General features: G+C 69.1%; 7 protein-coding genes and 1 pseudogene. 6 read left to right on the plus strand and 2 right to left on the minus strand.

The genetic code is table 11. From position 1 onward, the window contains the following. The first annotated feature begins 225 nt into the window (after nt 1-225). The 4 genes and pseudogenes from AC067N_RS32775 to AC067N_RS32790 all read left to right on the plus strand — a co-directional run bounded on the left by AC067N_RS32775 (nt 226) and on the right by AC067N_RS32790 (nt 5,926). Entirely contained in the window at nt 226-2,541 is a 2,316-nt protein-coding gene (locus AC067N_RS32775; protein ID WP_478682548.1) for an FdhF/YdeP family oxidoreductase, read from the plus strand. 6 nt (nt 2,542-2,547) lie between these two features. Next, nucleotides 2,548-3,345 (plus strand): annotated as a pseudogene (locus AC067N_RS32780) (chorismate-binding protein); the annotation flags it as partial. Between the two features lie 250 nt (nt 3,346-3,595). Next, nucleotides 3,596-5,356, plus strand: coding sequence for a BCCT family transporter (locus AC067N_RS32785; protein ID WP_478682549.1), 1,761 nt, complete (start codon nt 3,596-3,598; stop codon nt 5,354-5,356). Nucleotides 5,357-5,563: 207 nt separating this feature from the next. Continuing rightward, nucleotides 5,564-5,926, plus strand: coding sequence for a bifunctional 3-phenylpropionate/cinnamic acid dioxygenase ferredoxin subunit (locus AC067N_RS32790; protein ID WP_478682550.1), 363 nt, complete (start codon nt 5,564-5,566; stop codon nt 5,924-5,926). Nucleotides 5,927-6,249: 323 nt separating this feature from the next. Here AC067N_RS32790 and AC067N_RS32795 read toward each other — a convergent pair whose 3' ends face one another. Both AC067N_RS32795 and purU read right to left on the minus strand, forming a co-directional pair. Further along, a complete protein-coding gene (locus AC067N_RS32795) occupies nt 6,250-6,996 on the minus strand; it encodes an IclR family transcriptional regulator (RefSeq protein WP_478682556.1) in 747 nt (248 codons plus the stop codon). Between the two features lie 429 nt (nt 6,997-7,425). After that, nucleotides 7,426-8,298, minus strand: a complete 873-nt coding sequence (purU, locus tag AC067N_RS32800) for a formyltetrahydrofolate deformylase (RefSeq protein ID WP_478682551.1) — start codon at nt 8,296-8,298, stop codon at nt 7,426-7,428. Between the two features lie 456 nt (nt 8,299-8,754). Between purU and AC067N_RS32805 the strand changes: the two genes are divergently transcribed. Beyond that, nucleotides 8,755-9,732 (plus strand): ABC transporter substrate-binding protein, encoded by a 978-nt coding sequence (locus tag AC067N_RS32805; protein WP_478682552.1) that lies wholly within the window; start codon nt 8,755-8,757, stop codon nt 9,730-9,732. 225 nt (nt 9,733-9,957) lie between these two features. Continuing rightward, on the plus strand, nt 9,958-10,916 hold a 959-nt coding region (locus AC067N_RS32810; RefSeq protein ID WP_478682553.1), incomplete at its 3' end, for an NAD(P)/FAD-dependent oxidoreductase.

Below are 10,916 nucleotides of genomic sequence, written 5' to 3' on the forward strand. Positions count from 1 at the left end.
GGCTCGACCCCCGATGTCCCCGAATCGCGCCACCCCGGTCGATCGGAGGGCGCAGCGGTCTTGACAGGGGATCGCGGATCACGCTTTCTTGTTCTTGTTGCGCATAGCGACACTGTTGCTTGATGTGCAACCACCCGGCTTCCCGGTAGACGGCCCCGCACGACGGGCCGTAATGCCCGGCAACGGGACGCCTCTGCCCCCCTACAACCCGGAGCGGCGCTTCAGATGACTCGCAACGCACCTGTCGAGGACCCCGGCGACGCCCGACTCCGGGTCGGCCCCCCGAAGGCGTACGCCGCCGGCATCCCTGCCGTCACCTCCTCGCTCCGGCACGCCGGCGAGCAGATGGGAGCCCGCCGGGCCCTGCTCACCCTCCTGCGGGTCAACCAGAAGGATGGCTTCGACTGCCCCGGGTGTGCCTGGCCCGAGCCGGAGCACCGACACCGGGCCGAGTTCTGCGAGAACGGCGCCAAGGCCGTGGCCGAGGAAGCCACGGTCCGCCGCGTCACCCCGGACTTCTTCGCCCGGCACACCCTGGAGGACCTGCTCCCCGCCGGCGACTACTGGCTCGGGCAGCAGGGCCGTCTGACCCACCCCGTGTACCGCCCGGCCGGTGCCGACCGGTACCGGCCCATCTCCTGGGACGACGCGTTCGCCGTGATCGCCCGGGAACTCGCCGCGCTCGACCACCCGGACCAGGCCGCCTTCTACACCTCCGGCCGCGCGAGCAACGAGGCCGCGTTCCTCTACCAGCTCTTCGTCCGGATGCTCGGCACGAACAACCTGCCGGACTGTTCCAACATGTGCCACGAGTCCAGCGGTTCGGCACTGACGGAGACCATAGGCATCGGCAAGGGCAGCGTCACCCTGGAAGACCTCCACGGCGCCGACCTCATCCTCGTGGTCGGCCAGAACCCCGGCACCAACCACCCCCGGATGCTCTCCTCGCTGGAGAACGCGAAGCGCCGGGGTGCCCGGGTCATCGCGGTCAACCCGCTGCCCGAGGCCGGCCTGCTGCGGTTCAAGAACCCCCAGCGGCCCTCCGGTGTCCTCGGCGGCGGCACCCGCCTGGCCGACCGGTTCCTGCAGATCAGACTGGGCGGCGACCAGGCGCTGTTCCAGGCCTTCAACCGCATGCTGCTGGAGGCGGAGGACGAGGCACCCGGCACCTGTCTGGACACGCCCTTCATCGACCGGTACACGCACGGCTTCCGGGAGTTCGCCGAGCACGCCCGCAAGGTGTCGTGGGACGAGATCCTTGCGGCCACCGGCCTGCCCGAGGAGGAGATCCGGGCCGCGTTCCGTGAGGTGCTGGCCGCCGAGAAGATCGTCGTCTGCTGGGCGATGGGCCTCACCCAGCACCGTCACTCGGTCCCCACCATCCGGGACGTGGTCAACTTCCTCCTGCTGCGGGGCAACATCGGCCGTCCCGGCGCCGGCCTCTGTCCGGTGCGCGGCCACTCCAACGTCCAGGGCGACCGCACCATGGGCATCTACGAGAAACCGGACGGCGCGTTCCTGGACGCGCTCGGTGCCGAGTTCGCGTTCACCCCGCCGAGGCACCACGGCCACGACGCGGTCGAGAGCATTCGCGCCATGCGTGACGGCGATGTCCGCGTCTTCGTCGCACTCGGCGGAAACTTCGTCGCCGCCGCCCCGGACACCGACCTGACCGAGCGGGCGCTGCGCAACTGCCGCCTCACCGTGCAGATCTCCACCAAGCTCAACCGCTCGCACGTCATCGCCGGTGAGCAGGCGCTCATCCTCCCGTGCCTCGGCCGGACCGAGGCCGACCTGAGACCCGCCGGACCGCAACTGGTCACGGTCGAGGACTCCATGGGCATGGTGCATCTCTCCCGAGGGCGACTCGCCCCCGCCTCCGGGCAACTGCTGAGCGAGGTGGCGATCATCTGCCGGATGGCCCGGGCCGCGCTCGGCGAAGCGGGCTCCCACGTGCCCTGGGAGGACTTCGAGAGGGACTACGACACTATTCGTGACCGCATCGCCCGCGTGATCCCCGGCTTCGAGGACTTCAACCGCCGGGTACGACGGCCGGGCGGCTTCGCGCTGCCGCATCCGCCGCGCGACGAACGCCGGTTCACCACTGCCACGGGCCTGGCCCACTTCACCGCCAACCCCCTGGAGAGGCCGCACGTACCGCCGGGCCGGCTGCTGCTCCAGACGCTCCGCTCCCACGACCAGTACAACACCACCGTCTACGGTCTGGACGACCGCTATCGCGGCATCCACCAGGGCCGCCGGGTCCTCTTCGTGCACCCGGACGACCTCGCCGACCGGGGCCTGGCCGACGGGGACCTCGTCGACATCGTCAGCGAGTACGACGACGGCGTCGAACGCAGAGCACCCGCCTTCCGCGTGGTGCCCTACCCGACGCCCCGTGACTGCTGCGCCGCCTACTTCCCCGAGACCAACGTCCTGGTCCCCCTGGACTCGACCGCGGCGATCAGCAACACCCCCACGTCGAAGTCGATCGTCGTCCGCCTGGAGCAGGTCTCCACCGGTGCGCACTCGGGGACCTGAGACCCGATGGGGGCGAGGAGCGGAGAGCGACGTCTCGCCCCGCCGGCCCGCCTCGGCGGTCTCGTCGCCATCGGCCTCCGGGACATGACCGGCGATCGGGCGGCCCTGGAATCCGCCGGATTCCGGGCCGTGGTCGCCGGCGTCGAGGGCCGCCCGGTCCGCGCGCGCTTCAGGGATGTACGGCGTGCGCCCGTGCCCGCCGTCCGGTCGCGCGCCTGGCACGGGCCCGCCCCGCAGGGCTGGACCTTCTTACTCGACCGGGACGCCTGCACGGCCGGGGTCCGCCGTGTCCGGGCGCACATCGCGGCCGGTGAGGTCTACCAGGCGAACCAGTGCCGGGTGCTGTCCGCACCGCTGCCCGACGCGCAGCGCGCGGACGCGGACGCACTCACCGCCCTGCCGGCACCCGGCAACCCCGCGCCGTACCCCGGCGCGGTGCGGCTTCCCACGCAGGGCGTGGAGATCACCACGGCCTCGCCCGAACTCTTCCTGCGCCGCTCCGGTCGCACCGTGGAGTCCGGACCCGTCAAGTGCACCGGTCGCACCGTCGACGACCTCCTGGAGTAGGACCGCGCCGAGAACGTCATGATCGTGGACCTGCTCCGCGACGACCGGGGCCGCGTCCGTGCCACCGGCGCCGTGACCGTCCCCGAGTTATGCGCCGTTGGGCACCGGCCGGGCCCGGTGCACCTGGTGTCCGCCGTGCGCGGTCGCCTCGCCGAGCACGCGGGATGGCCGGAGCTGCTTGACGGCACCATCCCGCCCGGGTCCGTCACGGGCGCCCCAAGTCCAGCTTGCCGGCGCAGGGGAGCAGCAACGGCCCGACAGGTCTGCCCGACGTCCCACCGCAACGACCCGGCGACTCTTCCCGACGCACCTCTTGACAGCCTCCGAGAGGGCGCAGATTGTTGCCTATAGTGAGTCCTGGTGCGTCATTCGCAACTGGACTGGGGTGGCATCCGCCCCACTCGCCGACACGTTTCCTTTCTTGCTCCGTCACGCGACCGTAGTCCGCGACGGAGCGCCCCCTGCCGTCTGTGGAAAGGACGAGCTGATGAGCACAACCCGCGAACGAAACGGGAGCCCAGGTCATCCCGTCGGCGAGGATCTGCCGGCAGCCGGCCTGGCCGCCGCCCGCCCCCGGACCGACCTCGTCGTCTTCGGTGTCGCCGCGGCCCTCACCCTGGCCTTCGTCGTGTGGGGAGCCACGGCGACGGACACGCTGGAGAGCGTGTCCGGGAAGCTGCTGGACGGCACGATCCGCAACGGCGGCTGGGCCTTCGTGCTGGCAGCCTCGGGTTTCGTCGTCTTCGCCCTGTGGCTGGCGATGAGCCGCTACGGCCGGATCGCTCTCGGAAAGGAGGGGGAGCAGCCCGAGTTCCGCACCGTTTCGTGGATCGCCATGATGTTCAGCGCGGGCATGGGCATCGGCCTGATGTTCTACGGGGTGAGCGAGCCGCTCTCCCACTTCATCACGCCGCCGCCGGGCACCGACCCGGCCGACGCCAACCAGGCCATGGAGACGGCCATGGCCACCACCCTCTTCCACTGGACGCTCCACCCGTGGGCGATGTACGCGGTCGTGGGTCTCGCCATCGCCTACAGCACCTTCCGGCGCGGGCGCCGACAGCTGATCAGCGCGGTGTTCACCCCGCTGCTCGGTGAGAAGCGGGTGAACGGCTGGCCCGGTCGGGCCATCGACATCCTCGCGATCTTCGCCACCCTCTTCGGTTCGGCGGCGTCCCTCGGGCTCGGGGCCCTCCAGATCGGCAGCGGCTTCACCGGGCTGGGCTGGCTGGGGCCGGTGAGCACCGGACTGCTGGTCGTCGTCATCGCCGTGCTGACCGTGGCGTTCGTCGCCTCGGCGGTGTCCGGGATCGAGAAGGGCATCCAGTGGCTGTCCAACACCAACATGGTGCTGGCGGTGGCCCTCGCCCTCTTCGTGTTCCTGGTCGGCCCGACCATCTTCATCCTCGACCTGATCCCCACCTCCGTCGGCGCCTTCGTCGGCGACCTCGCCCAGATGGCGGGCCGTACCGAGGCGTCCAGCGGTGACGGTGTCGCCGACTGGCTGGCCGGCTGGACGGTCTTCTACTGGGCGTGGTGGATCTCCTGGACGCCCTTCGTCGGCATGTTCATCGCGCGCATCAGCCGCGGTCGCACCATCCGCCAGTTCGTCGGCGGCGTCATCCTGGTCCCCAGCAGTGTCAGCCTGCTCTGGTTCGCCGTCTTCGGCGGCTCGGCGATGCACCTCCAGGATTCCGGTCGTCTCAACGACGCCGCGACCGCCCAGGGCCAGCTCTTCGACGTCCTGCAGCAGTACCCGATCGCCACGGTGACGAGCATCGTCGTGATGGTCCTCGTCGGCATCTTCTTCGTCTCCGGCGCCGACGCCGCCTCCATCGTGATGGGGACGCTCTCGCAGCGGGGCTGCCTGGAGCCGTCCCGGAGTGTCGTGGTGTTCTGGGGTGTGCTGACGGGGGCTGTCGCGGCCATCATGCTGCTCATCGGCGGAGGCAAGGGCGACGCGCTCACCGGGCTTCAGAACCTCACCATTCTCGCGGCGGCCCCCTTCACCCTGGTGATGGTCGGGTTGTGCGTCGCGCTCAACCGGGATCTGCGCCACGATCCGCTCATCATCCGCGGACGGATGGGCAAGGAGGCCATCGAGACCGCCGTCATCGCCGGCCACGAGAAGTACGACGGGGACTTCGAACTCCGTATCGGTCCCGCCATGTCCACGGACGGCGCGGAGTCCGTAGGGCCCCGGCAGGCCGAGGGGTCCGCGCGGTCCACCTCCTCGTCCGCCGTCTGAGACCGGCCGACCCACAGCCCGGTGGGGTCGTGGCACCGCCCTGTGCGGCCACGGTCCCACCGGGCCTTTCCCCGTGTGGAGCGCGTGTAGGGCGCAACGCCTGGCTGCCTCGCAGGGGCTCCCCGGACTCCTTGACAAGGGTTCAGGGCAACCCCAGACTGATGTTGCGCTTACCGCAATCCGTTTCGCTATACGCACCGAGGTGTCATGATGATTCCCGCGTGCCGTCTCGCGGATCTTCCGCGAGGTGAGGCCATCCGGCTCGACATCGACCCGCCGGTCTCGGTGTTCCACACCGACGACGGCGAGGTCTTCGCCATCGACGACACCTGCACCCACCAGGACGCCTCGCTCGCCGACGGCTGGCTGGAGGGCTGCGAGGTGGAATGCCCCCTGCACGCCTCGAAGTTCAACCTGCGGACCGGAGCGGTGGACGCTCCGCCGGCCAAACTGCCGGTGCGGACCCACGAGGTCGTCGTCGAGGAGGGCATGATCTACGTGAAGGTGTCCACGGACGCCCCCAACCTGCCGCCCTGCGTGGCAGCCCGCCTCGCCGGCGGTCCCGCGTGAGGACGGTCGTCGAGGCGGGCGCCCACGCCGCTGGCCGGGACGGCCATGGGTGCCATCGTCTCCGCCCTGCATGCGGATCATGGCGTCCGGTTGTTGCGCGGAGTGGGGGGCCAAGGGGCTGAGCGGTGAGGAACGGGGTTGACGCCGTTCTGCTGGAGGACGGCCGTACCGTCCCCGCCTGCATTGTGGCCGTCGGCGCGGGGCCCGCCCGTGCGTGCGTGTGACGGCCCTAGCCGCAAGAGTGGTGTTGGTGCCCGGCGGGCATCACATCGGCGCCTTCCGCGACTGGGTGAGTGAGCGCCTCGGCATCCCTGAGAGGTGAATCAGCCCAGGAAGCCCATGCGATGGCTGATCTCGGTGGCCCCGTCGCGCAGCATCGGGGACAGCTCGTGCAGGCGCTCCTCGGTGAACCGGTAAGAGGGCCCGGAGGCGCTGAGGGCGGCGATGACCTGTCCGTCCCGGTCGCGAACCGGTGCCGCCATGGCATGCAGGCCGATCTCGAACTCCTCCAGAGTGAAGGCGTATCCCCGCTCCCGTGCGGCGACGAGGTTCTTCTCCAGCTTCGTCTTCGCGGTGATCGTGTGGGGAGTGACCTTCTTCATGTACGCGGCGGCCAGCAGCGTGGCGCGCTCCTTGGCGGGCAAGTGGGCCAGCAGCACCTTGCCGCTTGACGTGGCGTGCAGCGGGGTCAGTTGGCCGACCCAGTTGTGCGCGGTGACGGCCCCGGGGCCGCGCACCTGGTAGAGGTTGATCGCGTAGTGCTCCTGGAGCACCGCGATGTTGACCGTCTCGCCGATCTCCTCGGCGAGGCGCTCGCACACCGGGCGGCCCTGCTGGGTGATGTCGATGCGTGCCGTGACCGCGCCGGCCAGGCGTACGATGCCGAAGCCGAGGCGGTACTTGCCGCGCTCGCCGGCCTGCTCCACCAGGCCGCGTGCCTCCAGGGCGCCGAGCAGACGGAACGCGGTGGACTTGTGAACGTCGATCTCGGCGGCCACCTCGCTGACGCCGGCCTCCCCGCGCTGCGCGAGGATCTCCAGGACGCTGATGGCGCGGTCGACCGACTGCACTCCACCGGACGGCGCATTCGAGGTTTCGGTGCCAGATCTGTAGTTGCTCACAACGAAACTATACGCGTAGTAAACAACGCACTCGAAAAGCGGCCACCCCGGAGTGCGGTTCTCAAAGTTGCGCTATCCGCAACCTGATGCGCATGGCGCGCCCCGTCTGGCGTGCCTCGTGTCCGCGGTCGGTGCGCCGGCATGGGCCGCCGGGGCAGCTGCCATGCCAGGGGAACGTGCTCGGTGGTTCCGGCGGCATCAACGGCATGATCTTCCTGTGCCGGATCTTCCTGTGCCGCAACCCGATGGGCTGCCCGCGCTGGGCGGCCGATCCGGGCATGGCGGGCTGGTGCAGACGGAGTAGGCCCGGGCCGCATGAAGCCCAGCCGCCGGACGGGCTCCCAGCCCGTCCGGCGTTCGATGGGGAAGGCGTGCCGTTCAGCGGAAGACGACTGTGCGGTTGCCGTCCACCATCACGCGGCTCTCGCTGTGCCACTTCACCGCGTGCGCGAGCACCTGGGCCTCGACGTCCCGGCCTACCGTGACGAGTTCGCCGGGGTCCAGCGAGTGGTCCACCCGGACTACGTCCTGCTCGATGATCTGACCCTCGTCCAGGTCCGACGTCACATAGTGGGCCGTCGCGCCGACGAGCTTCACGCCGCGGTCGTAAGCCTGGTCGTAGGGGCGGGCACCCTTGAAGCTGGGCAGGAAGGAGTGGTGGATGTTGATGGCGCGGCCCTCGAGTTCCTTGCACAGGTCGTCGGAGAGGATCTGCATGTAGCGGGCCAGTACCACCAGATCGATGTCCAGCTCGCGGACGAGTTCGAGTAGCCGTGCCTCGGCCTCGGGCTTGGTGTCGCGGGTCACCGGTATGTGGTGGAAGGGGATGTTGTACGACTCCGCCAGCTTCTCGAACTCCCGGTGGTTGGAGACGATCGCGGGGATCTCGATGTTGAGCGCTCCGGTGCGCCGGCGGAAGAGAAGGTCGTTCAGGCAGTGTCCGAACTTGGACACCATGATCAGGGTCCGGGTCGGCGTGGAGGCGTCCGTGAGGGACCAGGAGATGCTGTAGGCCTGAGCCACCGGGCCGAAGCGGTACCGCAGGCCCTCCAGGTCGACGTTCGGGTCCGAGACGTCGAAGTGGACCCGCATGAAGAAACGGCCCTGGAGCCGGTCGTCGAACTGCTGGCTCTCCAGGATGTTCCCGGAGTTCCTGACGAGAAAGCCGCTCACGGCGTGAACCAGCCCGGCACTGTCGGGGCAGGAAAGCGTCAGGACGAACTCACGGCCAGGTTGCGGTCGGGGGGACATGGGCGGCCTCCGTCGGTGCGTATTGCACAACAAGGTGAGCGATACGCAACATGGTCGGCTCGGTGTCGCCTGCGGTCAAGAGTGGGCGGGTAAGTGATCACGCGGTCAAATCGTCATCGGCCGACATCTTGACGTCCGTTTGGTCAGCTATCAGGGTGTTCCATCACGAGCGATCAGATGCACGATGCGCAACGGTGTTTCGGTGGAAGGCTCGGCGCGTGGCAGACCTGCAGGTGATGGGCGGACGGCGGGATCGGTGGCTGGAGGGCATCGGGAGATCCGGTGTCCGCTGCAGCCTCGGGGCGGGCGCCCTCCGGGAAGGTCGCGGCGGGCGAACCGTCGGCGGCGGCAGAGCCTGGGCGCGGCGCAGCCCGTACCTCGTCCTCCTCGGAGTCATGTTCGACCGCATTACTCGGGCCGCAGCGCTGCGAACCAGCGCGTAAGGAGCAACTGACCATGGCAAGGCAAGCAAGACGACGCAGAGCCGGCGCGGCCGGCGTAGCGGTCCTCGGCCTCACCCTCACTGCCTGCGGAGGCGCGAAGGTCGGTGAGAGTTCTGCGCAGGCGGGTGGCTCGGGCCGCTCTGCCGAGTGCGGCACGTTCAACCTCGCCGTCAACCCGTGGGTGGGCTACGAGGCCACCGCGGCGGTCATCGCCCATGTCGCGGAAGAGAAGCTCGGTTGCAAGGTCACCAAGAAGGACCTGAAGGAGGAGATCGCCTGGCAGGGCTTCGGAACGGGTGAGGTCGACGCCGTCGTCGAGAACTGGGGCCACGGCGATCTGAAGAAGAAGTACATCACCGACCAGAAGACGGCCGTCGAGGCCGGTTCGACCGGCAACGAAGGGCTGATCGGCTGGTACGTGCCGCCGTGGCTCGCGAAGGAACACCCCGACATCACCGACTGGAAGAACCTCAACAAGTACGCGGACAGGTTCAGGACCTCCGAGTCCGGGGGCAAGGGGCAGCTCCTCGACGGCGACCCGTCGTTCGTCACCAACGACGAGGCTCTGGTGAAGAACCTGAGTCTGGACTTCAAGGTGGTGTACGCGGGCAGCGAGACCGCGCTCATCCAGGCCTTCCGCAAGGCGGAGAAGGACAAGGATTGGGTGATCGGCTACTTCTACGAGCCGCAGTGGTTCATGGCCGAGGTGCCGCTCGTGAAGGTCAAGCTGCCGGAGTACAAGACGGGCTGTGACGCCGACGCGGAGAAGGTCGCCTGCGACTACCCCGTCTACGACCTCGACAAGATCGTCAGCACGAAGTTCGCCGAGTCGGGCAGCCCGGCCTATGACCTCGTGAAGAACTTCAGCTGGACCAACGACGACCAGAACACGGTGGCCAAGTACATCGCCGTGGACAAGATGGCGCCGGAGGCGGCGGCGAAGAAGTGGGTCGACGCCAACAGTCTCAAGGTGGAGGCCTGGCTCAAGTAGCGGTGGGGGTCGGACGCGGGAATCCGGCCTGAAACACGCCCGGTGGGCGGCGTGCGCGAGATGCGCGCCGCCCACCGGGCGTCGCCGTGTTCCGGCCCGTTTTCCGAGGTCCCGGGACCCTTGACACCCACCTGTACGGAAGGCACATTGAGTTGCGCAACCTGAAGCATGTTGCGCAGACAGCAACTCGATCGCTCGACTGATCGATAGACCGGAGGTGCGGCGATGGCGGGACCCCGAGTGGTCATCATCGGAGCGGGAGTCGTGGGAGCGGCTCTCGCGGACGAGATCTCCGCGCGTGGCTGGACCGAGGTGACCGTGGTCGATCAGGGGCCGCTCCCCGCCACCGGGGGCTCGACGTCCCATGCGCCGGGCCTGGTCTTCCAGGCGAACTCGTCCAAGACGATGACGGAGTTGGCCCGGTATACGGTCGAGAAGTTCTGTTCCCTCGAGGTGGACGGCGAGCCGTGTTTCCTCCAGGTCGGGGGGCTTGAGGTGGCCACTACTCCCGAGCGGTTGACCGAGCTGCGCCGCCGGCACGGCTGGGTGACCGCCTGGGGTGTCGAGTCCCGGCTGCTGACCGCGCAGGAGTGCGTGGAGCAGCATCCGCTGGTGGACCGGGACAGGGTCCTGGGTGGTCTTCTGGTGCCGACGGATGGTCTGGCGAAGGCGGTTCTGGCGGTGGAGGCGCAGATCCGCCGGGCCACCGGGCGTGGTGTGCGTTTCCTTGCCCGCCACGAGGTTGTGGACATCCTCCGGACCGATGGCGAGGTGAGGGGTGTGCGGACCGACCGGGGTGACCTGGAGGCCGACATCGTGGTGTGCTGTGCCGGTATCTGGGGGCCGAGGATCGCCCGTATGGTCGGCATGAACCTGCCGCTGACCCCGCTGGCCCACCAGCTGGCCTGGACCGGCCCGATCCCGGCGCTGGCGGGTCAGGGGCAGGAGGCGGTCCGGCCGATCCTGCGGCATCAGGACGCCGACCTGTACTACCGCGACCGGTTCGACGGGATCGGGATCGGCTCATACGGCCACCGGCCGATGCCGGTCTCCGCCGATGAGATCCGTTCCTTCGACGACGCGCAGCCGATGCCGTCGGTCCTGAAGTTCACCGAGGAGGACTTCGCCGACGCCTGGACCGAGACCCAGTCGCTGCTCCCGGTGACGAGGGAGGCGAAGGTCGA

Source organism: Streptomyces sp. NPDC042364 (genome assembly GCF_056437585.1).

Excerpts from the sequence above, each read along its gene's own strand:
- AC067N_RS32805 (WP_478682552.1), top strand. The coding sequence starts at position 8,755 with ATGGCAAGGCAAGCAAGACGACGCAGAGCCGGCGCGGCCGGCGTAGCG.
- AC067N_RS32775 (WP_478682548.1), top strand. The coding sequence starts at position 226 with ATGACTCGCAACGCACCTGTCGAGGACCCCGGCGACGCCCGACTCCGG.
- purU (WP_478682551.1), bottom strand. The coding sequence starts at position 8,298 with ATGTCCCCCCGACCGCAACCTGGCCGTGAGTTCGTCCTGACGCTTTCC.
- AC067N_RS32785 (WP_478682549.1), top strand. The coding sequence starts at position 3,596 with ATGAGCACAACCCGCGAACGAAACGGGAGCCCAGGTCATCCCGTCGGC.
- AC067N_RS32790 (WP_478682550.1), top strand. The coding sequence starts at position 5,564 with ATGATGATTCCCGCGTGCCGTCTCGCGGATCTTCCGCGAGGTGAGGCC.